Origin of the sequence: Streptomyces rubellus (assembly GCF_036323805.1) — a bacterium.
In the GTDB taxonomy this organism is placed as follows: Bacteria; Actinomycetota; Actinomycetes; order Streptomycetales; family Streptomycetaceae; genus Streptomyces.
This window is the reverse complement of the sequence record NZ_JAZDCX010000012.1, coordinates 155,977-180,967: the sequence shown is the minus strand read 5'-3', so window position 1 is coordinate 180,967 and position 24,991 is coordinate 155,977. Positions and strand designations below refer to the sequence as shown.

Sequence of the window (24,991 nt, the reverse complement as noted above, 5' to 3'; positions counted from 1 at the left end):
CTCCGTCTTCTCCGGCCTCTCCCCCCGTTCCCGCCGCGCTACATCGCGTCCCGCACCGTCTGGGGCAGTGCCGTGTGCAGCGGCAGGACCAGTCCCAGCGGCAGCGCCGCCGCGAAGGCCGCCGCCTGGGAGCCGTAGACGGGCCGTACGGCGATGCGCGCGGCCGGTGCCAGGTTGTCCACGGCCGCGGCCGCCGTCGCCAGTTCCCCGGCGGAGCCGACGGTCGCCGTGATCAGCAGGCCGAAGCGGATGACCCCGTGGCCCTGCGCCTGTTCCTCGGTGGTCCGGCGGGCCGCCGTCACCTCCGCGTCGTCGCGGGCCTGGCCGATCTGCGACTGCTGGGCCTTGAACAGGGCGTTCTTGTAGTCCTGCTGGACGACGCGGGCGCCCTCGGCGCGGGTGTGCGGGCGGTAGAGAAGGGTGACGCGCTTGCGGGCGATGTCGGGGACGGGCTGTACCAGGCCGGTCAGGACGTTGGAGAACACCTCGCCCTGCGGCGCCTCCGTCATGGCCCAGGTCACGCTGAACGCGCCGTCGTGGCGGTAGTGGTCCCAGCCCTCCTGCGCCGCCATGGGACCGGCCTCGTCCCAGGTCAGGCCGGTGCCACCGGTGGTCCGTGCCTCCTCGACCAGGGAGGCCACGGTCGGGTCGTAGGCGACGCGGACCGCCTCGGCGAGCTCGGTCGCGGTCATCGGCACGGCCGTGCCGGCACCGGTCATGGACAGCCCGGCGGTCAGGCCGGGCAGCCGGGTGCCGATGTGCAGCGCCATGTCCTCGGCACTGCGGCGGGGCGAACCGGGCCGGGCCGCGCCGGAGTACGTCAGGGCGATCCGGGTGGCGATCTGCGCGGAGCCGGCCGGGTAGGCGGCCAGGACCTCCCGGAACATCGATCCGGCCAGGTCCGGGGCGTCGGCCACGGAGTTGGCGGCGATCTCCTGGCGCAGCCGGACCCCGGAGTCGGGTGCGGTCTCCACGGTGACGCTCGCGGCGGCCAGGTCCGGCTCGGCGCCCAGGGTGGACAGCCACTGGCCCCAGTGGGCCACCCAGGTGTCGACCTGCTGCTCGTCGACGAGGGCGGCCCCGTCGGCCTCGCAGGAGATGACGACGGTGTGGTGGCCGGTCGCCGGGGTCGTGATCATGGCGAACGGGCGTCCGTAGCCGTCCCGCGCCTCCGTCAGCGCGGACTCGGCGGCCAGGCCGGGCAGTTTGCAGCGGCCGTGACCGGCCCGGCCCAGCGGGCCCGAGCGGTACAGGTGGCCGCCGGAGGAGGTGGTGCGCCACCAGGCCAGGCGGACCGCGCCGCGCTGCATCAGGGTGCGGCCGTGCCGGTCCCGCACGGCGAGCGGGGCGGTCAGCACCACCAGCACGACCGCCAGGCCCAGCGCCGCCCATATCGAGGCCAGCGTGGTCAGGACCACGGCGACCAGTCCGGCGAACAGCAGCAGGGTCACCCCGAGGGACAGCCCTCGCAGGCCGGAGGTGCGGGGCCGGCGGAAGTTGCCGTAGGTGCGGGGCCGGGGCGCTTCAGTGACTGTCACGGGGGGTCTCCTGCTGGTCGTCGGCGGGGTGGCGGGCCGGCGCCGGCACGAGGGCCGCCGGCTCCTGGTCGGGCGGGTCCGGCTGCCCGGTCTCCGCCGGGTCCGCCGGACGGGCGGTGCCGCCGGCGGTGCGCTCGGCGTCCGGTGCGCCGCGCGGCCGGTCGGCGCCCCGCGCCGGTACCGGGCCGGAAGCGGTACCGGGGGCGGTGGCGGATACGGGGGCGGATACGGGAGCGGGGGCGGTGCGTACGCCGCCGGCCCCCGCCCCGTCCGGGCTCAGCGCGGCGCCGGACACCGACCGGCCGGCGGCCAGGCTCCGCAGGTGCGGTACGGGCAGCGCCCCGGTGGCCGTCGCCGGGCCGCCGGGGGCGGTGGACGCCCGGCCGGCGCGGCCCGCCCCGGACGCCGCCGCCTGGACGACGGGGGCGGCGAACCGCAGCAGCGCGGGCAGGGTGAGGCAGGCCAGCACGATCAGGACGACCCCGGAGACCATGGAGACGACCTCGTTGTCCTGGCTTTGGCCGCTCATCGCGAAGGCGGCCGCGTACACGACGGCCGCGGCCGGTTTGTACAGCACGAAGGCGAGCAGCCAGCCCACGGACCGGCGGAACCAGGCCCGGCCGCCGACGGTGCCGCTGGCCGCCGCCGACAGGGGCAGCGTGCCGGTGAGGATCACCAGCATGGCCATCCGCACGATCATCAGCGCGATCTGCGCCACGCTGCCGGCGATCACCAGCACGGCCATGATCAGGACGAGGAACGACGAGTCCGTGCCGCCCAGCGCCAGCATGGCCGAGGTGCGTCTGTCGAACTCGGCGACACAGCCCGCCACCGGCTCGCCGGTGGCGCTGATCTGCCGGCAGCCGGTGGACCTGTCGATGATCCAGACGCTGAACCTGTCGCCCGCCACGGCCAGCAGGTTGACCGTGGCGACCCCGGCCGAGGAGACCACCACCAGGTTGAGCAGCCCCTGGAGCGCCTGCCGGGCGGGCTCGCCGCGGCGCTGCCAGGCGATGTGCCCGGCGGCGACGAGCAGGCACAGCACGGCGGCGAAGGACGTGAACCACAGCGTGGCCCCGCGCAGGAACGCCACCGGGCCGCCGGCCTCGCCCAGATCGGGCGTGCCCAGGTCCATCCAGGCGCTGCCTAGTGCCTGGACGGTGATGCTCGCCGCCTGTGCGGCGCTCTCGGCGATGTCGTCGAACGCGCTGCCGCCGAGGTCCTCGGGGGCCGTGCCCGCCCCGTCCCCCACGCAGTAGCCGCCGATCGTCGGGGCCACCCAGCCGAAGTCGCAGCCCGCCATCACACACCTCCCCACTGGGTGTATCCGGCGAGGGAGTCGACCGGGACGGGGGCGGCCGGGACGGCCGGGTACTCCAGCCTCCAGTCGCCGTCCCGCCACAGCACGGTCGTGGTGGCGGCCTGCATACGGCCGTCCGGGAACCGCCACACGGTCTGGATCACCGCCGTCGTGTCGTTGTAGGTGACGAATCTGAACCCGGCGATCTGCCCGTGCGCGGCGCCGCCCCGGCCGCCCGGGGGCGCCGTCCGCTCCGCCCCGGCCCGGTCGGCGAGGTAGGCGTCGCGGCCCGCTCCGACCAGCTGGGTGCGGGTCACCTTCCGCCAGTCCTCGGCGGCCAGGTAGCGCACGCTGATCTGGCTGGTGGCCAGCAGGGCGCCGACGGGGGTGCGCGCGTAGCAGCGCGCCACGTCCGCACCGGCCACGGCCGGACCGGCCGCCTCGGAGGAGGGGAGGGCGACGGCCTGGTACAGGGTCCAGGTCACGCCCGCGGGCGCGGAGGTGGGCACGTCCTGCCGTTCGTCGGTGAGTTCGGGGCACCCGGCGCCGGCGTCGCCGGACGCGGGTGCGGACCGCGGCGGGTCCGCGGTGCGTGCGCGGGAGCCGGGTGCCTCCGCCGTGGTGGCGCCGGCCCCGGCCGGGGTGCCCGGGGCCGGGGTGTCCGAGCCGATGGCGATCGCCGCGCCGATGACGGCGACGAAGCCGAGGAACGCGGCGGCGAGGACGAAGCCGGTGCGCAGCCACGGACTGCGCGGCTCGTCGGCCGCGCGGTTGCCGGGCTCTGTCATGTTCCTCTCCCATCCTCATGGGTCGTCGGGAGACGGGATGTCCCGCGGATCACGGTGTCCGGCACGCTCAGACCAGCGCCCCGACGACCCCGGACGCGGAGCCGACGAGCAGGCACGCCCCCAGGACGAAGCCGAGGCCCCTGGCGTGCTCGCGGCCACCGCCCCGGGAGTGGTCGACCGCCATCCGGGCGGCGACGCCGAAGATGCCCGCGACGCACAGGGCGGTGACGCTCCAGGCCACCCACTTGAGCACTGTCAGCAGCCCCTCGGCGCCGGGCGGCGCCTCTCCCCCGCCGACGTCCGGCACGCCCGAGGGTCCGGCGGACGCCGCGGCGAGGTCGACCAGGCCGACGAGAGGGGGCACGTGGTGTGAGGCGTCCAGAGCGGCCGCCAGCAGACTGGACAACGGGGTTCCTCCCTGTTCGGACCCGTCCGGGTCCCTGCGGGTCTATACGGGTCGGGTGAGTCCGGTCAGGTCGCGGGCCAGCGGCGCGCACTCCCTGGGCAGGTGCGCCAAGGGCGGTTCGCCGAGCCGCCAGGGCTCCACCCACGGGATCTCCCACAGCCGGGGCACCGCGCCGGAGACCAGCCGCACCAGGTCCCGCAGGGCCTTGGGGCGCCGGCCGGGGGCGTCGGCGACGACGACCAGGCCGAGCAGGTCGATGCCGGTGACCATGCCCGAGGCCCACTGCTGCACCGCGTTCTGCGCGGCCCGGAGGCCGTTCGCGCCGGAGCGGGCGACGAGCACGACCGACTGCTCGTGCTCGGCGGTGGGCCAGGCGCGGCCCGCGTCCCGCCCGCCGGGCACGGCCCGTTCCAGGGTGCTGACCCCCGCACCGCCGTGCGCGCCCAGCCACCACCAGGCGTGGCCGCCTCCCTGCCCCGCCCGGGCGACGGGCAGCGCGTGCTCGGGTGGCGGAACTCCGGCTCCCTGCGGTGCCGCCGGGCCCGTGAGCTCCGCCGACGCCTCCTGAACCGATCGACGGGGTTTCCCGTTGATGCCCCCCGGCGGACGCGGCTGCGGCAACCAGGGATTGACAACCGGCACATCCCCCACCACGGCATCTCCTTCGACTGCTGACACAACGGAAGGAACTTATACATAGGTTGTCAGAAGATCGCAAGTAGTGATGTTTCAGAAATAGCTCACATAAGGCTACTTGCTCATTTTTCGGACACATGGTTCTCCGGATCACCTGGTTTCTTGGGGGAGTTGGACATGAGCGGCCGATCCGCACAGGCGGGATCGACGATGCTGGTGACGGGCTGCGCCGCCCTGGGGCTGGTCGGCTCCGTGCTCGGCCTGTCGGTGCTGGGCGCCGTGGAGCAGCGGCGGGAAGCCGTCCCCACGGGGTTCGCCACCACGTTCGACGCCGGGCGCGTCCCGGCCGAGTTCGCGCCGTGGATCGAGCGCGCCGCCCGGCAGTGCCCGGAGGTCGGCGCCCCGCTGCTGGCCGCCCAGATCGAGGCCGAGTCCGGCTGGAACCCCGCCGCGGTGAGCCCGGTCGGCGCACAGGGCCTGAGCCAGTTCATGCCCGGCACCTGGGCGACGTGGGGTGTGGACGCGGCCGGCAAGGACGGCAGTCCCCAGCCGGACGGCGTGGCCGACCCGTTCACCCCGGGCGACGCCATCATGACCCAGGCCCGCTACGACTGCTGGCTCGCGGACATGGTCGGAAGGACGGACAGCGACGGCGACCCCACCCGGCTGATGCTCGCCGCCTACAACGCGGGCCCTGGTGCGGTCGAGCGGTTCGGCGGCGTTCCCCCGTACCCGGAGACCCAGTCCTACGTCACCGCGATCATCACCTCGATGACCGGCTACACCGACGGCGAACCGGCCGCGACCGGCGGCGCGTTCGGCGACCGGGTGGTGGCGAACGCCGAGAAGTGGCTCGGCACGCCCTACTCGTGGGGCGGCGGCGGGCCGGAGGGTCCCGGGCTCGGGTTCGCGCAGGGCGCGGACACGGTCGGCTTCGACTGTTCCAGCCTCGTCCAGTACGCGGTCTACCACGCCAGCGGCGGCGACATACTCCCGCCGCGGGTCTCCCAGCTCCAGGTCACCGCGGGCGAGGCGGTGGCCCGTGACGAGATGCGGCCCGGTGACGTGATCGGTTTCAACCTGAACGGCAGCTACGACCACATCGGCGTCTACGTCGGCCACGGGCAGTTCATCCACGCGCCGCGGACCGGCGACGTGGTCAGGATCAGCCGACTCGACGAGCCCTACTTCGCCGACCGGCCCCAGAAAGTGAGGCGTTTCGGATGACCTCCTCCCGTACGCGGGGTGCCCGGGACGCCGCCGCGGCCGCCGCGGCGGTGCTCGCGCTCGCCCTCGCCGCGGGCGGGTGCGGCACCGGCGGCGGTGACGGTGACGGCGGCGGGCAGCGCGCCCCCGGGACACCGCCGGCCCCCGTCGCGACCGGCACCGGCCCGTATCCGCCCCCGTCCGGGCCCGGCGAGGCCGCGCCGGTGCTTCCCGGCGAGGGCACTCCCGGCCCGCGGGGCACTCCCGAGGGGGGCGTCCCCCGGCCCGCCGACATCGACCGGACCGACGCCGACGCGGTCGGCCGTGCCGTGCTCACCGTGCTGTGGACGTTCGACACCGCCGTCGACCGCCGGCCCCACGACGCCGGCCTGCGCGCCGCGGACGCCGGCTGGCTGACCGACGCGTACGCGGACCGGCTGCGCGCACACCGGCCCCGGTCGGTGCCCGGCGCCCAGTGGCAGGAGTGGGCCGGTCACCGCGCCCGCACCACGGTCGCCCTGAAGAAGACCGAGGACGCCGCCAAGCCCGCCGACACCGGCACCGAGGCATGGCGGCAGTGGACCGTCACCGCCACCCCGCACGGCCGCGAGGGGTGGACGGGGAAACCCACCACCGTCGTGGCGTATGTGCGGCTCACCCGCCCGGCGGCCGGCCGGGTGTGGCAGGTCGCCGACGTCACCGTCCGATAGCCCGGAGGAAGTCCATGCACGCGACGCACGAGTCCACCGAAGTGCCCGCCTGGCCGGTCTACGCCCTCGCCGTGCACGGCGACGGCCGGGTCGTCGTCTCCGGCCCGCTGATGCCCGCCGTCGGGCATCCCACCCGTGCCTCGGCCGTCGGGACGGTGTCCGCCGCGGCCGCCCGGCTGGGCCGCCCGGTACGGGCCGAGGCCACCGAGCCGGACGGCACCGTGTGGTACCTGGCCATATCGCCCGACGGAGCGGTCGGTGAACTCCCGGGCGGCGGACAGCGCACGAGGGCACAGGGAAGGCGCGAGAACAGGTCTCCCGCTCCCCCGGAGGAGACGGCCGGCGAGCCGGCGCGGGCGGGCGGCCGGTCCGTCCCCGGAACCGGACCGGACCCGGGAACGGGAACGGGAACGGGGGCCGGGACGGAGACGGGGCCCGACGCGTACGCCGGGTCGCTGGCCCTGGTCACCGAACACCTCGAGGCGGGCCGTCTCGACCGGGCCGCCGAACTCGCCGCGCGCCTCGACGAGCAGGCCGCCGGCGCCCTCGGGGTCTCCCACCCCGACGCCCTGGGCATCCGCGAGGTCCGGGCCCGTGTCGCCGTCCTGGCCGGGGACACCGACGGCGGCGTACGGCTGTTCCGCGACGTCGCCGAGCGCTGGCACTACCGGGGGGACGGCGAACGGGCCGAGGCCGCGGCGGCCCGCGCCGAGACGGCCTGGATGCAGATCACCGACCTGGACACGGCGCTGTCCAGCGGGGTCGCCATGGTCCGTCTGCGCAACCAGATCCCGGGCGAGGACGAGGCCGCGCTCACCACCGTCCTGGAACACCAGGCGTGGCTGGCGGCGGCCCGCGCGGCCGACGGGCCGCCGTCGCGGGCACACCCCGCGGCAGTGGTTCCGCGGGGTGTGCCCGCGGCGGACCGGCCCGGGAGCCGGTCCGCCGGGACGCGGGGACGGCCTCCCATGCCGTCCTGGGAGCGCCCCGCGCAGGACACCGAAGTGGCGCGATGAGCCCGGAGCGCCTCATGCCGCGGGTGTGCGCCACCATGCGGGCACCGCTGTGACCTCCTCGCCGGGGGCCGCGACGAGGCCCAGGGCCATGCGCAGGGCTCGCACGGCGTGGTACAGGCGCGACTTGACGGTGCCCGGCGGGATGCCGAGCACAAGGGCCGCCTCCCGCGTCGACCTGCCGGTGTAGTAGGTCTCGTAGAGCACCTCTCGGTGCTTGGGCGACAGCGTCCTGAACGCGCCCTGGAGGATCACCGAGGAGAGCAGCCGGTCGATGTCGTCGCGTCTGGCCAGCAACTCGTCCAGCCAGGCGGTGCCGTCCACCTCCTGCGGGCGGGCCATGCGCAGCCGGTACTCGTCGACGACGAGGTTGCGGGCCACCCGGAACAGCCACGGCCGCAGGGGCCTTCCGCTCTCCAGGTCCTGGGTGCGCCAGCAGCGCAGCAGCGCCTCCTGCACCACGTCCTCCGCTCTGTGCTGGTCGCCCCCCAGCAGCCGCAGCACATACGCGTACAGGTCCCCCGACTGCTCGTCGTACAGCGTGCGCATCGCCCGCTCCCGGGCGGTGGCCGCTCCGGTGGACCCCATCACGGTCCGGTTCAAGGTGGTCTCCCTGCTCCTGCGACCTCATGGCGGAGGTCGGACTTCGGGCCGTGGTCGGCGGCCTCGATTCGCAGGGAGTCTTGCGAGGGGAGTTCCACATCGTGTTGACGGGCGATTGACGGCACGATTGACGGCGCGAGCGGCGGGCAACGCCTGCGCGGGGGCGGGGCCGCACATCTCGCGGCGTCCCGCCCCCACTGCCCGGCTGAGGCCCGGCTGAGCTGCTCTTCTCCGTGTCAGGCCGCTCCGGTCACACCGGTGGCCGACCCGGCGGTGAGGGCGTGCATACGGCGATTGACGAGGTGCGGCACCGCGGCGTCGGGCACCGCCGCCCCGCCCTGTTCCGCGTGCTCGGGCCATACGGCGAGCACCGCGGCCAGCAGCGTTCGGCCATGGTCGACGGCGGACGGCAGGTCGTCGTTCAGCAACCAGGCCGCGGCCGCGCGCGTCAGGTCCGTACGGACCCGGGGGTCGCCCTGCCGGTGGCGGATCCGGGCGAGTTCGAGGCAGGTGACCGTGGCGAGACGGTGGTTGCCGCTGCGGTGCGCGACGAACGCCTCCAGGGCGTGGGCCTCAAGCGTGTGGGGGTGTTCGGGACCGAAGGCGCGCACGGTGTACTCCCGCAGCCGGAAGGCGAGCGCCGCGGCCCGTTCCCGTGCGCCGGCGTCCAGGGACCGGCACACGAGCCCGACCAGTTCGGCCAGTTCGGGCGGGACCGCCTCCGGAACCCGCGCGTCCGCGGCACCGGTCGGTGCTCCGTCCGGGTGCGCGGGCCCGGCCGGAGCGGGTTCGGGCGGCGGGACGTCGGCGGGTGGCCGTCCGGCGGCGGGGCGGGGCTCCGCCCCGGGCGTCCCGCCGTGTTCCTTGTCGTGTTCCCCACCGTGTTCCTCGTGGCGCAGCAGCCGACTGGAACCGTCGGGGGCGACCTCGACGAGTGTGACGTCGCCCTCCTGCCCGTCGAGGATCACCGCCTCGACGGGCTCGCCCCGGGCCCGCGCCCGGCGGTGCACCGCGTCGAGCACCGCGACGTGGACCGGCTCACCCTCCGGCACGCGGAGGGGTTCGCCGTCGATCGTCGCGCTGCCGTCGGCGCCGATGAGCACGCCGACGGGGGACTCCGGCCGCCCCGCCGTGCCGCCTCGGGCCCCGCGGTCCCGTTCGCCGTGGTCCTGCCGGTCCTGGCCGGTGTGTGTGTCCGACACGTGGTGGCTCCCTGCTGTACTGGTCACTGCTCGGGCAAGGGCAGCGGGGTGATGGTGGGGTACGGCGATCCGGACGGCGGTGCGATGGCCCCGGAGTACAGGGCGAACGACGTCCTGACGCCGATGATGTAGCTCTGCGCCCGCGAGCCGTCCGGCACGCCCTTCGCCTGCTTGACCGCGTCCAGGCCCAGGTCGTACGCCGCCAGGGTCATGTCCAGGCGGTCGCCCTCGACCTCGTTGTTGGCGATGAGCGTGTCGATCTCCTCGGCCAGCGAGCACATGTACTTGCCCTGCGCCCCGATCGAGTCCTCGAAGTCCAGGGCGGAGGTCTCGTCGTTGTCGTCCTCGTCCTCGCCGAACTCCTCGAACTTGTCCGGCGGCACCTGGGAGATGCCCTCGGCCCCGTCGGGGCCGACCAGGCTCTCGTTGAAAGCGGACTCCTGCTGGATCTGCGCGGCGATGACGACGGGGCCGATCTGCGTGCACTCCGCCCCGGCGTCCTGGATGGGCTGGTGGTACTTCGAGGGCAGGCTGTCGTAGTACAGCTCACCCCCTCCGTCGCCCTGGAACGCCTCCACGACCTGGTCACTGTTCACCTGCGCCGAACCATCGCCGTCTCCGCAGCCGAAGATGTCGCAGATGATCACAAGGGGCCACAGGATGAACCCGATGGCGCACACCACGAACACCCCGATGAGGAGCAGGGTGATCAGGAGGAGGCCCCCTCCCATGGACCCGAGTCCGATACCGGCGCCGATGAGCGCGAGGTTCCTCCCCTTCTCGGCTGAGCTCTGCTCCTCCTCCGCGGTACCACTCACGACCAGTCACATCCCTTGCGTTCGCCTGCACGACACGGATCCTCGGCGGCCTTGAACCGGGTCACCCGATTTCCCGTAGTGGCTGCCCGACGGATCACCGCGAGCCCGCACGCCGCAACGGACACGGCGGCCCATCAGTTCAATTCAGTTCATTGCGGGGCGATACGGGGTCCGTCGCGATACGCGACACGAGGGAACACGAGGAAGGGGGGAGGCACATGGACGTCCCATCGGCGACGTCCGCCGGCCGGCAGTTGTGGGTCCGCGGACCGACCGCTCAGCAGGCCGCCCCGGCACCGGCCGCGCCGAACACGCGGGCCCGGCCCGCGGCGCAGGCCGCACCGCCGCCCGCGGCGGTGACCGGGCCGGCCGGGCCCGCCGCGCCGGCCGAGCGGTCCGGGTCGCCGCACCGGGGACAGCCGGTCGCCTGGGTCAACGCGCACGGCGGTGCCGGGGCGAGCACGCTCGCGCACGCGCTGGGCGGCGCGGACGTGGGCCGCCGGTGGCCCGAACCGGCCCGGGGCGAACCCGGCCGGGTGCTGCTCGTCGCCCGCACTCACGCGACGGGCATGCGGGCGGTGTCCCAGGCACTGAACGCACTGCGCAAGGGGGACCACCCCACGGGGGTGCGCCTGATCGCCGTCGTACTCGTCGCCGACGCACCGGGGCGGCTGCCGCGCCCGCTCGGCCGACGCGTGCGCGTGCTGCGGTCGGCCGCCAAGGTCCACCGCGTTCCCTGGGTCCCGGCCTGGCGCCTCGGCGAGGAGGCCGACCCGCCGCCGAGGGAAGTGCGCAGGCTGGCCGGCCTCGTCCCGGACTCTTCCGGACGTACGGGGGGGCCGCGGTGAACTCCACCGCCACCCCGGACGGCTGCGCGGCCCGGCGCGAAGCCCTGGAGCTGTCCGGGGAATGCCCCGACGGGTGGGTGACGCTGGGCGCGGCGTCGCCGGCATCGATCCGGCCCGAGGACTTCGGGCCCAACGGCCCCTTCAACCCCAGTCCCCAGGCCGAGCAGTTGCTCGGCTACCTCGCCTGGTGCGTCTCGGCCGCCGCCGTGGCGGGCCTGATCATCGTGGGCCTCCAGATGGCCATGCAGTTGCGCCGCGGCGAGATGGGCGAGGGGGCGACGTACTTCCGGGGGGCGTTCTTCGTCCTGGGTGCCTGTGTTCTCGGCGTCACCGCGGGACCGATCGTCCAGTTCGTGGTGTCGCCCTATCTCCTCCGCTAGCGGCACCCACCCTGACTCATTGCGACAACGGAGAATCTCATGAAGGACACCCTGCTCTCCCTCCACCCGGCCGGGGAGAACTACCTGGCCGCCCCCGACGGCGGTACGACCGGCGGCACCGACGGAACCAACAAAGTCCCCGACCCGACGCGAAACGCCCCGGGCGCCCTTGCCGACGCGGTCGACACCGTACTGGGAATCGCCGCGTGGGCCGGCACCGCCGCCGGTGTGGCGGGCGTGATGATCACGGGGGTCATGATGGCCGTCTCCATGAAGCGCGGAGAGGGCTCCGAACACCTCAGCCGCCTCGGCATGGTGCTGGGCGGCTGCGTCCTCGTGTCCACCGCCGGACCCGTGGTCCGGTTCCTCTTCGGCGCCTAGGGCCGGTCGACCGCAGAGAGGCCATCGACGTGTTCGGCACAAGACGCAAACAGGCCCCGCCCGACGGGCCCTTCTACAAACAGCGCGGCTGGATCAACTCGGCCGCGTTCCTGGGTGTCCTCGTGGCCGTGTCGCTGCTGGCCCTGGTGACGGGCGGCAAGGGCGCCGACATCACGGCCGGCAGCCAGGAGGCCCTCGCCGGGCTCAGCGGCCCGCTGTCCCCCGGCGACCCGCACGGGGTCCGGAGCGGTCCGGACGGGCGGCCGGAGAACTGCCGCACCGACGACGGGGACACGGCGCGGCCGACCACCGCGCCGGCGGACGTGCGGTGGCGGAAGCTCGTCGTCCTCATGGTGCCCACCTCGCCCTCGGCCGGGCCGCTGCGCACCGGCACCGCGCCGTGGTGGTGCTTCGCCCGTACGCCCCTGGGGGCGGTGCTGGCGGCGCACATCATCCCCGTCCAGTTGAGCGGCGCCGGCTGGCGCGCCGTCGCGGAGCAGCAGCTCGTGCCAGGGAAGGCGCGCGACCGGTTCGTCATCAGCAAGACGGCCCAGGAGACGAGTTCGGAGGAGAGTGCCGTGGGGAGGTTCACGGGCTTCTCCCTGACCTCGTACTCGGGCGACTCCGCGACCGTACGGCTGCTCGTGACCAATCCCATCGGCGGCCACCTGTCGACATCGGTGTCCGTGCGCTGGCGGGACGGCGACTGGAAGGTCGTGCCCCGGGACGACGGGTCCCTCTATTCCCTGGTGCGGCGGGCGGAGCCCGGCGGTTTCGTCCTGTGGGGAGCGTGACATGCACCTGGCCGACAAGTGCGAGGGCGGCATCGACTTCCTCGGGATGTTCGGTGACCCCGTCGGGGAAATGATCGAGATGGTGGCCAAGATCGTGATGCGCGGCGCCATCGGGATCTTCGAGGCCGTGGGGGACATCGACTCGACCGATCAGGCCGTGTCGGACAAGATCGGCAACCAGACGCAGTGGATCATCGTGTATCTCGCGTTCGGCTCGATCCTCTTCGCCGCCGTCAAGATGGCTCTGGACCGGCGCGGCGACGCGGGCCAGACCGCGCTGAAGGGCGTGCTGCGCATCGTCGTGGTCAGCGCCGCCGCGAGCACCGTGATCAACACGTTCGCCATCCTCATGGACAGGTACTCCGACCACCTGTTCAGAGGCAGTCTCGACGCCCTGATGTCGTCCATCGACTGCGACGACTCGATCCCGGACATGCTGCTGCTGGTCATCGGGTGCCTGCTGCTCATCGCCGGCATCATCCACGCGCTCCTGATGTGGATACGGCTCGGCGTGATGATCATCCTGATGGGCACGCTCCCCATGGCCGCCGCCGCGTCCATGACGGACTGGGGCGGCACCTGGTGGCGCAAGCACATCGGCTGGCTGGTCGCCTGGCTGCTGTACAAACCCACGGTCAGTCTCGTGCTGTACTCGGGGGCCGTCATGGTCAACTCGGCGGGCGAGGACCAGATCGACACGCAGATCGCGGGCATGGGCGTGCTGCTGCTGTCGGCCATCGCCCTGCCGGCGCTGATGAGAGTGGTCGTCCCGGCGACGGCCGCTCTCGGCGGCGACTCGGTCGGGAACGCCACCATGGGCATCGCCACCGGTGCCGCCTCCTGGGCGAAGGGAGCCGCCGAGGACAGTACCCGTGGCGCGGCCGGCGGCGGATCGCCCTCCGGGGCCCAGGGCCCGTCGGGGGCCCAAGGCGGGTCGGGGGCCCAGGGCGGGTCGGGGTCCGGGGGCGGCCACTCCACGGGCTCGTTCGGCGGAGGCGGAGGCGGAGGCGGAGGCGCCTCGTCGGGCGGAGGCCAGGCGGCCGGCGGCGCCACCGCGGCCACCGCGGCGATCGCGGCGGCGGCCGTGGTGGCACAGGGCGCCAAGGGCGTCGCGGACATCACCAAGAGCGGGGTCGAGGGCGCCAACCGGGAGGACTGACACTGACTGCGGCCGGGTCGGGTGCGGAGGTCCCCGGGACCCCGCCACGCCCGGCCCCCGGCCCCGGTCCGCAGGCCGCACCGTGAGCGCCCGCTCCGCCGCGGAGACCCCACGGCGGAGCGGGCGGGTGCCCGCCGGCGAGAGCCCGGGAACGCGGGCGCAGTGCGGGCCCGGCCCTTCCCGCGGAACCATCACCCCACGACCATCCAGAAAGGGACAGGTATCCCATGTCCATCGAAGCCGCTGTCGTCGACCCCACCTACGGGAACTGGCGCAGGCCCCGGCGGGCCGGGCTGGGGCCGTTCGGCCTCATCGGCACCGTCGGAGTGTTCGGCGGGATCGTCCTCGCCCTGTTCGTGTCACTGGCCTCGCTGAAGGCCGCGCTGGCCGTGGTCGTCCTCCTCTCCGCGGTCCTGCTGCCGATGGCGGTGCGCACCCAGGACGGACGCAACATCTACCAGCTCCTCGCCGTGCGCGTCGGCTGGTTCCGGCGCAAGGCCAAGGGGACGACCACCTATGTCTCCGGCCCGCTGTCCCCGCGGCCGGGAGGCCGGTTCCGCCCGCCGGGACTGCTGAGCCGGGTCCGGGTCCTGGAGGGCCGGGACGCCTACGACCAGCCGTTCGGCGTGCTGCACCACCGCAGCCGCAACCTGTACACCATCGTGCTCGGCTGCGAACCGGACGGCGGCTCCCTGGTCGATCCCGACCAGGTGGACAACTGGGTGGCGTCCTGGGGCCAGTGGCTGGCCCGGCTGTCCGGCGAACCGGGCCTGCGCGGGGCCTCCGTGGTGGTGGAGACCGCTCCGGACACGGGAACCCGGCTGGCCAACGAAGTGCTGCCGCGCATCGACCCCAAGGCCCCGGCGGCGGCGCGGGCGGTGATGGAGGAAGTGGTGGAACGGTATCCGGCCGCGTCGTCGGAGATGCACACCTACCTCACGCTGACCTACGGAACGCCTTCCGGGCAGAAGCGCAGGACCGAGGACATCGTCGCCGACCTGGCCGTCCGCATCCCCGGTCTGCTGGCGGGCGTGGTGAGCGCGGGCGGCGGCCCCGCCTCCCCCCTGTCGGCCGAGCGCATCGCCGAGGTCGTACGGGTGGCGTACGACCCGGCCGTGGCGGGAGACGTCCTCGACGCGCGCACCCGCCACGGCGGCACCGGCCTGGACTGGGAGGACGCCGGTCCCGCGGCGACCGTCGAGAAGGTCAACGCGTACCAGCACGACTCGGGGGTGTCGCGGACCTGGCTGCTCACCCTGGCACCGCGCGGCACGGTGCGCGCCAACGTGCTGCGCGGTCTGCTGGAGGACGCGCCCGGCACCCGCCGCAAGCGGGTGGCGCTGCTGTACCGGCCCATCGATCCGGCGACCTCGGCGCGCATCGTCGAGTCCGACCGGCGGACGGCGCAGTTCATGGCCACCTCCCGGCGCGGCATGGTGCAGGCGCGGGCCGCCAACGAGGTGCGCGCCGCCGAGCAGACGGCGGTCGAGGAGGCCACCGGTGCCGGCCTGGTGGAGTTCTCCCTGATGGTCACGGTGACGGTGGACACCGACGAGGAACTGGCGGACGCGAGTGCGACGGTGCGCAACCTGCTGGCCGGGGCACGGCTGCTGATGCGCCCGGCCGACCGGATGCAGGCGGCGGCGTTCAGCTGCACGCTGCCGGCCGGGATCCTGCCGTGGGAGTACACGCTGGTACCGCGCGAGCTGAAGGAAGCACTGTGAGGACCAAGGACGCACGCGGCACGGACGAGATCGTGGACGAGACCACGGACGGGATCGTCCACCGGGACGAGGACCCGGACAGGAGACCCGAGCGGAACCGGCGGCGCGAGAACAAGCGGAACAAGGGGAAGGCCGGCGGTGGGAAACCCGTCCAGCCCCGCGACGAACCGGCCTCCTCGCTCGGCTGGCCCGGTCCCGGCGGCGGCCGGATCGCCAATCTGGACCCGCCGGCGATGTGGCGGGCCACCACCGTGCAGGCCTGCGGGCTGTGGCCGTTCGCGGCGGGCTCCGGCGCGCCCATGACCGGCGTCCCGCTGGGGCAGCACCTGTACACCGGGGCCACCGTGTGCGGCGACCCGCTGTCGTGGTTCACCCGCGCCCACTACATCTCCAACCCCTCGCTGTTCATGCTCGGCATGCCGGGCCTGGGAAAGTCCACCCTGGTCAACCGCATGCTCATCGGTCTGACCGCCACCGGTGTGGTGCCGCTGGTGCTGGGTGACCTCAAGCCCGACTACGCCGACACCGTGCGCGCCCTGAACGGCCAGGTCATCTCCGTCGGGCGGGGCATGGGCGGCATCAACGTCCTCGATCCCGGCGCCATGGGTGCCGCCGCCGTCCGGATCGGCGGCGAGGCCGGCCGGATGCTGGCCGCCGAGGCCCACGGGCGGGTCCTCAACGTGGTCGCCGCGCTCGTCACCATCGTGCGCGACCGCCCCATGGACGACCACGAGCAGTCCGTGCTGTCCGCGGCACTGCACCATCTGCGCGAACGCACACCGGCGGGCCGCGCGCCGCTGCTGCCCGACCTGCTGCGTGTCCTCACCGAGGGGCCCGAGCGGGTACGGGCGGTGACCCTGGACCGCGGGGACGACGCCCGCTACCGCGACGCCGTGGACCCGCTGCACCGCTCGCTGCTGGGCATCCTGGACGGGCCGCTCGGGGACACGTTCGCCTCCGAGACCTCCACCCGCATCGACCTCAACGCGTCCGCGGTGTGCGTGGACATCTCCCGGATCGGGGAGGCGGACACCCAGCTCACCGCGGCGGCGATGCTGGCGGCCTGGTCCGACGGGCTGGGCACGGTGGCCGCCTCGCACGCCCTGGCGGACGCCGGGCTCACCCCCCGGCGCTGGTTCTTCACCGTGCTCGACGAGCTGTGGCGACCGCTGCGCGCGGCCACCGGCATCGTCGACCGCATCGACGCCCTGACCCGGCTCAACCGCACCCTCGGTCTGGGCGACGCCAAGATCACGCACACCCTGAAGGACGCCGAGGCGCTGGGCACCGACGCCGACCGGGCCAAGGCCCGCGGCTTCGTCGAGCGCGCCGGCATGGTGGTGTGCGCGGGGCTGCCGCGCCAGGAGATGGAGGAGTTGGGCCGGATCGTGGGCCTGTCCCGGCGGGAGATCTCCCTGGTCTCCTCCTGGTCCTCGCCGCCGGGCTGGGCCGCGCACGGGGAGCGCGAGGAACCACCCGGCCGCGGCCGCTTCCTGATCAAGGTCGGCGGCCGGCCCGGCATCCCGATCCAGGTCGCCATCACCGACACCGAGCGGCACCTGCACGACACCAACAAGCGGTGGGCGGCGAACAAGCCCCCCGGCGAAGAGGCGTCCGCGCACGTCCCCGGCCTCCCCGGTCTCCCCGGGCCGGCACCGCAGCGGGGGTGGACCGCATGACACAGGCCGCGGCCAAGGGCCGGATGTACGGCAGCGAACTGGCGCCCTGGGCGATCGTGCTGGTGGCGGGGACGGGCCTGGTGGTGTTCGGGGGCGTCTGGCTCGGTGGGACACTGGGCGCCGCGCTGACCGGAGGGGGCTGGCACCCACCGCCGTTCACCCTGTCGACCTTCGGCACCCTGTTCACCGGCGGCCCGGGGAGGCTGTGGCCGGGCGCGTCGCCGGCCGGGGTGATCACCGGCATCGTGCTGCTCTTCGGCACGGTCGCCGCCGCCGGCGCCCTGGTCCTGCGCCGGGTGCTGCGTTTCCTGGCCCGGCCCAAGGGGCTCGCCGGGAAGCGGGAGCTGGCCGCCCTGGGCCCGGCGGGCATCGCGGCCCGCGCCCGCGAGCTGCGCCCCTCGCTCAAGGGCCGGGAGCGGCTCCATCCCGACGAGACCGGCAACCTCCTCGGCGACCTCGCGCCGGACGGACCCGAACTGCGCTCCTCCTTCGAGGACGTGGAGCTCGACCTGATGGCGCCGCGCGCCGGCAAGTCCACCGGCATCGCCGTCCCGCGCGTGCTGCGCGCTCAGGGCGCTGTGCTGCTGACCTCCAACAAGTCCGACGTGTACGCCGTCACCCGCGCCGAGCGCGAGAAGGCCGGCCGGGTGTGGACGTTCGACCCGCAGGGCATCGCCCACGCCCCGCGGGAGATGTGGTGGGACATCCTCTCCGACTGCCACACCATCGAGGGCGCCCGCCGTCTGGCCGGGCACTTCGTGGCCTCCGTCAACGACGACCAGTCCAAGAAGGACTTCTGGATCTCCGCTGCCCAGAACACCCTCACCGCGCTGTTCCTGGCCGCCGCCCGCGGAAAGGGCTCCGTGCTCGACCTGCTGGCCTGGCTCGCCGACCCCGCCGACCGCACACCGGTCGACCTGCTGCGGGACGTCGGCATGATCGCCATGGCCGAGCAGTTGCAGGGCACCGTCCGCGGCGCGGTGGAGACCCGCGACGGCATCTACGAGACCGCCCGGCAGTGCGTGGCCTGTCTGCTCGACCCGGAGATCGTGGCCTGGGTGACGCCCGACCCGCGCATTCCGGAGTTCCGGCCGCACGAGCACGTGCTCGGCCGGGACACCCTCTACCTGCTGTCCAAGGACGGCGGCGGCTCGGCCGCCGGGGTGATCGCGGGCCTGGCGGACACCACGATGCGCGCGGGCGTCGTGGCGGCCGAACGCATGGGCGGCCGGCTCGACCCGCCGATGACCGCCGTCCTGGACGAGGCCGCCAACGTCTGCCGCATCTCCGACCTGCCCGACCTGTACAGCCACTTCGGCTCCCGCGGCATCAACGTCGTCACCCTCCTCCAGAGCTACCGCCAGGGCAGCCGCGTGTGGGGCGAGGCGGGCATGGACGCGATGTGGAGCGCGGCCACGATCAAACTGCTCGGCGCGGGTCTGGACGACGCCGACTTCGTGGAGAAGATCTCCAAGCTCGTCGGCCAGCACGACGTGCGCACCCCGTCGGTCTCCAAGGGCAAGGAGGGCACCTCCCGCTCCTACTCCTACCGGCTGGACCCGGTACTGCCCCCGGACAAGATCCGCGCCCTGCCCAAGGGCAGCGCGCTCCTGCTGGCCACCGGGGTGCGGCCCGCCCTGATCCAGCTGCGCCCCTGGTACAAGGAGCCGGGCGCGGGGGCCATCTCGGCGGCGGCCAAGGCGGAGACGGCGGCGATCACCGAGCGCGCCGGCCGGGCCTGGTCCGGGACCGCCGCGTCCGGGAACGCCGGCGGCGCGGACAGGTGGCAGCGGGACGCGGTGTCCCTGCGCAAGGACACGGTCCGGTGATCGGTCCGTAGTCCGTCACGGCCTGCGCGCCAGCGTCGCGGCGCGCAGCAGCCACTCGGCCGGTCCGTACCGGAAGCGGCGCGTCAGCCACCCGCTGAACGCGAGCTGCGCGGCGTACAGCACGAGGCACCCGGCAACGACCGCCGAACCGCCGAACCGGCCGTACCAGGCCAGGCCATAACCGGTGAACACCAGCGCCATCACCAGCGACTGGGCGAGGTAGTTGGTCAACGCCGTCCGGCCGGCCGGGGCCAGTACAGCGCCGACGCGCCGGCCGGTCCGGGTGTCCAGCAGGAGCAGCAGGCCGCAGACGTACGCGGCGGTCAGCGCCGGGGCGGTGAGCACACCGACGGCGGACCCGACGTCGTACCAGCGCACGTCGAGCGGCCCGTTGCGGCAGACCGCCATGAGGACGCCGCCGGCCAGCCCGGCCGGCAGACCGGCGGCGACGACGCGCCGCAGCCGCGCGCGGTGCCGGCCGGGCTCGGCGAGCACCCCGAGCCGGCCCGCGGCCAGCCCCGCCAGGAAGGCCGCCAGCATGTCGGCGCCGTAGGCGGCGTTCCAGACCAGCACCCCGCGCAGCCACCCGAGATTGGCCCCGACGACCGTGCCGGGATCACCCCGCCGTTCCGCCACCGTCTCGCCGACCGCGGCCGTGACCTCCCGCGGGGGCACGGGCTCCGCGTAGGCGACGGTGAGCAGACCCCAGGCCAGCAGGCACGCCGCGGTCCCGGCGACGAGAACGGCCGCGATCCGCAGCGCCGTGCGCGGCGCGAGGTTCCGCAGCGCGAACAGCGGCAGGCTCAGCACCGCATAGACCATCAGGACGTCGCCGGGGAACAACAGGACCCCGTGGGCGAGGCCGAGCAGGAACAGGCAGGCCAGGCGGCGCAGATGCCGGGGGGCGAACGCCTGACCCGCGCGCTCGGCCGCGGCCCGCTGCAGGGTGAAGCTGTATCCGAACAGGAACGAGAACAGCAGATAGAACTTGGCGCTGACGAAGGCGGTGACCAGCCACCCGGCCACCTCGTCCGCGCCCGACGTGACGGGCTCTCCGCCGGGACCGACGTGCGGCCCGGCCATGAGCCGCGCGTTGACCAGGAGGATGCCCAGCAGTGCGAACCCGCGCAGGACGTCGATCTCCCGGACGCGGCCCGGCGCGCGTGCGGGCGCCGGGCCGGCGGGGGAACGTGCCGGGGTGCGGGATGAGTAGGGCATTTCGGGCCTCCCTGGTCGGTTCGGCGTCATGGCAGCCGAGTCCGCGGGGGGCACCTCCCGTGAAGGGCTGCACCGACCGCGGCTCAGGGGGTCACCACGGCACGCGCCCGGCGACGGTTCAGCGGCGGCGCCGGGGCACGGCAGGACAGCCGACGCGACACGGCCGCCGGGCACCCGAGGGTGCCCGGCGGCCGTGGTCGTTCGCCGGATCGCTACGGCCTGCCGGTGACCAGCGGGCGGGCCGGGCCGAACGCGGAGCCGTCGGCGAGAGCACGGCCGGAGAATCCGACCAGGTCGCCCCGGTCGTCCCGGGCCCACAGGTCCGCGAAGCCGTCGCCCTCGAAGTCGCCGTTGGTGGACAGGTGCGGGTACGCGGCGGCGGTGAAGCCACCGCCGATGGAGGTGGCGCGGACGGCCGGGTCGGCGTACACGCTCAGGTCCGCAGCGGCGACCTCGTCCGCCACCGGGTTCGGGCGGCTGGTGTACTGGTGGATCGCGCCCTTCACGGTGTCGCGGGCCCACAGCTCGGGCAGGCCGTCGCCGTTCAGGTCGCCGGGCGCGAGGAGCGTCATGTCCTGCCAGTCGGCGCCGCCGAGCCGGACCGGCTGGGGCCAGTCGATGAGCGGGCTCCCCCGGTGGCCGAAGTAGAGCCACAGCTCCCCGCCGGACTTCACCAGCAGGTCGGGCGCGTCGTTGTCGTCGACCCTGCCGTCGCCGTCGTCGTCGTCGAGGCTGCCGACGGACAGGATCTGGTCGGCGTCCGCCCAGTGGTTGTCGGCGTCGTCCACGACGTCCAGCCGCCAACTGCCGTTGCCCGTGCCGTCGAGTCCGCCGTCGCCACTGCCCTCGTGGACCCACAGCTCCTTGACCGACGGGTCGGCCCAGCCGGGGCGCAGGATGACGACGTCCTCGTAGTGGTCCTCGTTCCAGGTGCCCCGGTGGGTGATGACCGCGTCGCCGAAGGACCGCTCGTCACCGACCCGGCGGCCCGGCGCGAACGTGCCGTCGCCCCGGCCCAGGTGGAACAGCAGGGCTCCGCTGTCCGGGTCGACGAGCCACAGGTCGACGGCGGAGTCGCCGTCTAGATCACCGGGCCTGTCCCGGTGCGGGGGGCTCGCCGGATAGAAGAGGTAGGACTTCCGGTCGGAGCCGTTGCCCGCGGCGTCGAGGCTGCGGACGTACAGGAACTGCGGACCGGGCCGCAGCGGCCGGTGGGTGATCGTCGCGGAACCGCCGGGCCCGTCGGCGTCGACGGACCGCTCACGGCGGTCGGAATCGGTCCACCACACGTAGCGGGCGACGTCGTCCACGCCGTTGGCGGTGAAGGTGAACTCCCCCTCCGTACGGACCGGGTTGCCGTCCCTGTCCTCCGGGAACTCCTCGGAGTACGCCCCGGGCGGGCTCGACGGGCGCTCCTTGTCCAGGCTGAACGTGCACCGGTCGGTCCAGGGGCTGTGGGCGGTGCCGTCACCGGCCCTGACCTCCCACCAGTACGTCACCCCTTCCCGAAGGCCGTCCGACGGGATGCGCACGCTCGCCACGGAGCCGCTGGCCGCCCCGACCTCGGCGGTCACGGCCGGACCGCCCTCGGGTGCGTAGCGGAACTCGGCGGTGAGGCTGTCGTCCTCCGCGTCGTTCACCTCGGCGCGCAGCGTGACGTGGGTGGTGAGGCCGATGACGCCGCCGGCGCAGGGCACGGACGGGCTGGTGGAGTGATTGGAGGGCCTGTCGGGCGGGGTGTTCGACTGCGTCGGCACCCGCGCGGAGTCCTCGTGCGCGGAGTCCTCGGCGGCCGTCGCGGCTGCCGGGAGAAGGGCGAGCGTTCCCACCGAGAGGGCCGTCGTCAGCACGGCTGACAGCGCCTTCCGGCAGATCCCCCCGGGGCCGCCCGCGGCCCGTTTCAGAGTCTTCCTCATATGGATTTTTCCCGCCCGTCTCTCGCGGTGCAGTGGTCGGTGTGCACAGGGCGGCGCACACACCTCGCGGTGTGGGGCATCCCGGTTCCCCCGACCTCGCACCGGATGTCGCCCGGCGCGGCGGCCGACCGAAGTGCGCCCCCCGGCGGGCTTTCTAGCGGGTCCGGCGGCATGGGTGCGACGGGTATCCCGTGCCGCCGCCTCCCGGACAAAGCCGGTGGCCCCGCGATCATCCGGATCGCGGGGCCACCGGCTTTCCGGGTTCAGGCGGTCGGGTGCCCGTTCTTGACCGCCGACACGAACGAGGACCAGCCCTCCGCCGGGAAGACGAGCACCGGTCCCTGCGGGGTCCTGCTGTCCCGTACGGGTACGACGACGGCGAAGTCGTCGCAGACCTCGACGCACTCGCCTCCGTCCGAGTTGCTGTAGCTGCTCTTGCGCCAGTCAGCGGTGCTCAGGTCGATGAGTCGTCGCACAGCACTTCCTCCGGGATGGCCAGGACGAACTTCTGCGACTCGGCAGGGGACAGCGCGGAGTCGCGCATCGCATCGTACGCGCGTTGCAGGCGTTCGACCGGGGCGTCCGCTTCGACGAGGTCGCCCCGGTAGCCGTTCTCCAGGTAGGCCGCCGTGTGTCCGCCCGGGAGCCGCAGGAACATCACGGTAACGTTGGCCAGCCCGTGCATGCCGGCGCTCAGCGGCAGCACCTGCATCGTGACGTTCGGCCGCTCGGCCGTCTCCAGCAGGTGCTCCAACTGCTCCCGCCACTCCCCCGCGTTCCGCAGCGGTGTGCGCAGCACCGCCTCCGAGAGGATCGTCCTCAGCGGCGGGGCGTTCTTCCCCTCCAGCAGTTCCCGCCGGCTCGTCCGCGCCTTGACCTGCCGTTCCAGTTCCTCCCCCGTCAGCCCGCCCGCGGCCAGCACCTCCCGCGCGTACGCCGGCGTCTGCAGCAGTCCCGGCAGCACGCTCACCGCGAAGTGCCACAGGCTCGTCGCCTCCGCCTCCAGCTCCATGTAGCGCCGGTACCGCTCGCGGAACTGCGTGCGGTCGCCCGTCGCCGGCTCCCACAGCGCCAGCAGCAGCCCGGGGGTCTCGTAGTGGGTGTCGAAGTGCCTCGACGACCTCCGGGCTGCCGAGGGTGTCGCCCGATTCCATCTTGGAGAACAACGACCAGTCCCAGCCCACCTGTTCACCGAGCCGGCGCAGGCTCACCCCGCGTGCCGTCCGCAGTCTGCGCACCTCCTCCGCGAAACGTCGGCGTGGCTCCTGGCTGCGGCCGGTGACGGGACGCCGTTGGGACATGGCGCTCCCCCTTCGGACTTCGGGGCACTGCGGTGGACGACGGCCGGACGCGTTCGTGTGGCGATCGCGCCACGCGCCGTAGTCCGCCTCGCGTGACCGGGCGGGGTGAGCCGGTCGGGCTCACCCGAGGGGGGCGGTCTTCGCCGGGTCCCCTGTGGCCGTCTTCGCCGCACCGTCCGGGACCGCGCCGTCCGGGGCCGGGCCGGCCAGGTCGGTGCGGCTCGTCTCGCCGAGGACGGCGATGCAGACCACCGTCGCCAGGCAGAACGCGGCGACGATCACGGGGATGATCAGTGTGGCGTCGTCCCCGGTCTCGGCCTGCACCTTGGTGAAGATCAGCGGTGCGAAGCCGGCGCCGAGACCGGCGATCTGGTAGCCGAGGGACGCGCCGGTGTAACGGTTGCGGGTGGCGAACAGCTCCGTGTACAGGGCCGCGAGCGGGCCGTACATCAGCGGGTGCAGCAGCGACTGCCCGACCACGAGCGCCAGGACGAGCATCCCGGTGCTGCCGCTGTCGACCATCGGGAACAGCACGAACGAGTAGGCCGCCACCGCCAGTGCGCCCGCCGTCACCACCGGGCGCCGTCCCAGCCGGTCGGAGAGCGCCGACCAGCCCACGATGCCGGCCACCGCCAGGGTCGAGGAGAGCGCCAGGCTGTGGAGCACCGTCTGCCGTTCGTAGCCGCCGTTCACCGCGTAGGCGATCAGGTACGTGGTCAGCATGCCCTGCACGACGAACGCGGACAGACCGACCCCGATCCCCAGCAGCAGCACCCGGGGGTGGTGGCGTACGACGTCCCACAGCGGCAGGGACCGGCGCGGCGCCCGCCGCAGCCGCCTCTCCTCCTCGGCGAACACCGGGGTTTCGGCGACCCGTAGCCGGATGAACAGGCCGACGGCCAGCAGCGCCAGGCTGAGCAGGAAGGGGATGCGCCAGCCCCAGGAGACGAAGGCGTCCTCCCCCACGACCGCGGCCGTCCCGGAGAGGGCGACGGTGGAGAGCGCCATGCCGAAGGGCGCCCCGGCGTTGGTGAAGCTGGCCCACAGCCCCCGCCGCCCGGTCGCGTGTTCGGCCGACATGAGCACGGCGCCGCCCCACTCGCCGCCCACCGCCACGCCCTGCACGATGCGCAGCAGCACCAGCGCGACCGGCGCCAGGGTGCCGGCCTGCTCGTAGGTGGGCAGGACGCCGATGAGGAAGCTGGCGACACCCATGAGGGACATCGTCAGGACCAGCATCCGCTTGCGGCCGATCCGGTCCCCGAAGTGCCCGAAGAGGATGCCGCCGAGCGGTCTGGCCAGGTATCCGGTGGCGAAGGTGCTGAAGCTGGCGAGGGTGGCGGCCAGCGGGCTGAGGTTGGAGAAGAAGACCTCGGCGAAGACCACCGCGGCGGCGGTGGCGTACAGGAGGAAGTCGTAGTACTCGATGACGCTCCCGATGAAACTGGAGGTCACCGCCCGGCGCAGTTGTACGGGGTCGTGCGCTGCCTGCCGGTCTGGCTGTCGGGGGGAAGCGGCCTGCATGTCGTGAGCTCCCTTGCT

23 protein-coding genes and 1 pseudogene are annotated in these 24,991 nt (G+C 74.0%); 11 read left to right on the top strand and 13 right to left on the bottom strand.

What is annotated here, in order from left to right; translation table 11 throughout:
• Nucleotides 1-38: 38 nt before the first annotated feature.
• From V1L54_RS16525 to V1L54_RS16505, 5 genes are all read right to left on the bottom strand, one after another.
• Nucleotides 39-1,538: an SCO6880 family protein gene (locus V1L54_RS16525; protein ID WP_330118767.1), complete on the bottom strand. Its 1,500-nt coding sequence runs from the start codon at nt 1,536-1,538 to the stop codon at nt 39-41.
• Entirely contained in the window at nt 1,525-2,841 is a 1,317-nt protein-coding gene (locus tag V1L54_RS16520; protein ID WP_330118766.1) for a hypothetical protein, read from the bottom strand. The genes V1L54_RS16525 and V1L54_RS16520 overlap by 14 nt, the downstream gene beginning before the upstream one ends.
• Nucleotides 2,841-3,626, bottom strand: a complete 786-nt coding sequence (locus V1L54_RS16515; RefSeq protein WP_330118765.1) for a DUF8175 domain-containg protein — start codon at nt 3,624-3,626, stop codon at nt 2,841-2,843. The genes V1L54_RS16520 and V1L54_RS16515 overlap by 1 nt, the downstream gene beginning before the upstream one ends.
• Before the next feature lie 67 nt (nt 3,627-3,693).
• Nucleotides 3,694-4,032 (bottom strand): hypothetical protein, encoded by a 339-nt coding sequence (locus V1L54_RS16510; RefSeq protein WP_330118764.1) that lies wholly within the window; start codon nt 4,030-4,032, stop codon nt 3,694-3,696.
• Nucleotides 4,033-4,074: 42 nt separating this feature from the next.
• Nucleotides 4,075-4,686, bottom strand: a complete 612-nt coding sequence (locus V1L54_RS16505; protein WP_330118763.1) for a DUF6668 family protein — start codon at nt 4,684-4,686, stop codon at nt 4,075-4,077.
• Nucleotides 4,687-4,845: 159 nt separating this feature from the next.
• Between V1L54_RS16505 and V1L54_RS16500 the strand changes: the two genes are divergently transcribed.
• The 3 genes from V1L54_RS16500 to V1L54_RS16490 are packed head-to-tail and all read left to right on the top strand — an operon-like array spanning nt 4,846 to nt 7,600.
• Entirely contained in the window at nt 4,846-5,895 is a 1,050-nt protein-coding gene (locus V1L54_RS16500) for an NlpC/P60 family protein (protein WP_330118762.1), read from the top strand.
• A complete protein-coding gene (locus V1L54_RS16495) occupies nt 5,892-6,584 on the top strand; it encodes a hypothetical protein (RefSeq protein ID WP_330118761.1) in 693 nt (230 codons plus the stop codon). Before V1L54_RS16500 ends, V1L54_RS16495 begins: the two co-directional genes overlap by 4 nt.
• Before the next feature lie 14 nt (nt 6,585-6,598).
• On the top strand, nt 6,599-7,600 hold the full coding sequence (locus V1L54_RS16490; RefSeq protein WP_330118760.1) for a hypothetical protein: 1,002 nt from the start codon (nt 6,599-6,601) through the stop codon (nt 7,598-7,600).
• 12 nt (nt 7,601-7,612) lie between these two features.
• Here V1L54_RS16490 and V1L54_RS16485 read toward each other — a convergent pair whose 3' ends face one another.
• The 3 genes from V1L54_RS16485 to V1L54_RS16475 all read right to left on the bottom strand — a co-directional run bounded on the left by V1L54_RS16485 (nt 7,613) and on the right by V1L54_RS16475 (nt 10,220).
• Entirely contained in the window at nt 7,613-8,200 is a 588-nt protein-coding gene (locus V1L54_RS16485) for a sigma-70 family RNA polymerase sigma factor (protein WP_330118759.1), read from the bottom strand.
• 236 nt (nt 8,201-8,436) lie between these two features.
• Nucleotides 8,437-9,402: a hypothetical protein gene (locus V1L54_RS16480; protein ID WP_330118758.1), complete on the bottom strand. Its 966-nt coding sequence runs from the start codon at nt 9,400-9,402 to the stop codon at nt 8,437-8,439.
• 23 nt (nt 9,403-9,425) lie between these two features.
• Nucleotides 9,426-10,220: a transglycosylase SLT domain-containing protein gene (locus V1L54_RS16475; protein ID WP_330118757.1), complete on the bottom strand. Its 795-nt coding sequence runs from the start codon at nt 10,218-10,220 to the stop codon at nt 9,426-9,428.
• Between the two features lie 218 nt (nt 10,221-10,438).
• Between V1L54_RS16475 and V1L54_RS16470 the strand changes: the two genes are divergently transcribed.
• The 8 genes from V1L54_RS16470 to V1L54_RS16435 all read left to right on the top strand — a co-directional run bounded on the left by V1L54_RS16470 (nt 10,439) and on the right by V1L54_RS16435 (nt 19,014).
• A complete protein-coding gene (locus tag V1L54_RS16470; protein WP_330118756.1) occupies nt 10,439-11,068 on the top strand; it encodes a DUF6668 family protein in 630 nt (209 codons plus the stop codon).
• Nucleotides 11,065-11,448: a hypothetical protein gene (locus V1L54_RS16465; RefSeq protein ID WP_330118755.1), complete on the top strand. Its 384-nt coding sequence runs from the start codon at nt 11,065-11,067 to the stop codon at nt 11,446-11,448. The genes V1L54_RS16470 and V1L54_RS16465 overlap by 4 nt, the downstream gene beginning before the upstream one ends.
• 39 nt (nt 11,449-11,487) lie before the next feature.
• The gene (locus V1L54_RS16460; protein WP_330118754.1) at nt 11,488-11,829 is read left to right on the top strand and encodes a hypothetical protein; all 342 of its coding nucleotides are present in this window, start codon (nt 11,488-11,490) and stop codon (nt 11,827-11,829) included.
• 29 nt (nt 11,830-11,858) lie between these two features.
• Nucleotides 11,859-12,623 (top strand): DUF8175 domain-containg protein, encoded by a 765-nt coding sequence (locus V1L54_RS16455; protein ID WP_330118753.1) that lies wholly within the window; start codon nt 11,859-11,861, stop codon nt 12,621-12,623.
• Between the two features lies 1 nt (nt 12,624).
• Nucleotides 12,625-13,782, top strand: a complete 1,158-nt coding sequence (locus V1L54_RS16450) for a hypothetical protein (RefSeq protein ID WP_330118752.1) — start codon at nt 12,625-12,627, stop codon at nt 13,780-13,782.
• Between the two features lie 227 nt (nt 13,783-14,009).
• The gene (locus V1L54_RS16445) at nt 14,010-15,506 is read left to right on the top strand and encodes an SCO6880 family protein (RefSeq protein ID WP_330118751.1); all 1,497 of its coding nucleotides are present in this window, start codon (nt 14,010-14,012) and stop codon (nt 15,504-15,506) included.
• A gap of 233 nt (nt 15,507-15,739) precedes the next feature.
• Nucleotides 15,740-17,185, top strand: coding sequence for a putative type IV secretion/conjugal transfer ATPase (locus V1L54_RS16440; protein ID WP_443076659.1), 1,446 nt, complete (start codon nt 15,740-15,742; stop codon nt 17,183-17,185).
• Nucleotides 17,182-19,014, top strand: a complete 1,833-nt coding sequence (locus V1L54_RS16435) for a type IV secretory system conjugative DNA transfer family protein (RefSeq protein WP_330118750.1) — start codon at nt 17,182-17,184, stop codon at nt 19,012-19,014. The genes V1L54_RS16440 and V1L54_RS16435 overlap by 4 nt, the downstream gene beginning before the upstream one ends.
• Before the next feature lie 15 nt (nt 19,015-19,029).
• Here V1L54_RS16435 and V1L54_RS16430 read toward each other — a convergent pair whose 3' ends face one another.
• From V1L54_RS16430 to V1L54_RS16410, 5 genes and pseudogenes are all read right to left on the bottom strand, one after another.
• Nucleotides 19,030-20,232: a DUF418 domain-containing protein gene (locus V1L54_RS16430; RefSeq protein ID WP_330118749.1), complete on the bottom strand. Its 1,203-nt coding sequence runs from the start codon at nt 20,230-20,232 to the stop codon at nt 19,030-19,032.
• Nucleotides 20,233-20,444: 212 nt separating this feature from the next.
• Complete coding sequence (locus V1L54_RS16425; RefSeq protein WP_330118748.1) at nt 20,445-22,148, bottom strand: hypothetical protein; 1,704 nt, start codon at nt 22,146-22,148, stop codon at nt 20,445-20,447.
• Between the two features lie 263 nt (nt 22,149-22,411).
• On the bottom strand, nt 22,412-22,624 hold the full coding sequence (locus tag V1L54_RS16420; RefSeq protein WP_330118747.1) for a DUF397 domain-containing protein: 213 nt from the start codon (nt 22,622-22,624) through the stop codon (nt 22,412-22,414).
• A pseudogene (locus V1L54_RS16415) lies at nt 22,603-23,449 on the bottom strand (helix-turn-helix domain-containing protein). Before V1L54_RS16415 ends, V1L54_RS16420 begins: the two are co-directional and overlap by 22 nt.
• A 120-nt stretch (nt 23,450-23,569) precedes the next feature.
• Nucleotides 23,570-24,973, bottom strand: a complete 1,404-nt coding sequence (locus tag V1L54_RS16410; RefSeq protein WP_330118746.1) for an MFS transporter — start codon at nt 24,971-24,973, stop codon at nt 23,570-23,572.
• Nucleotides 24,974-24,991 lie beyond the last annotated feature (18 nt).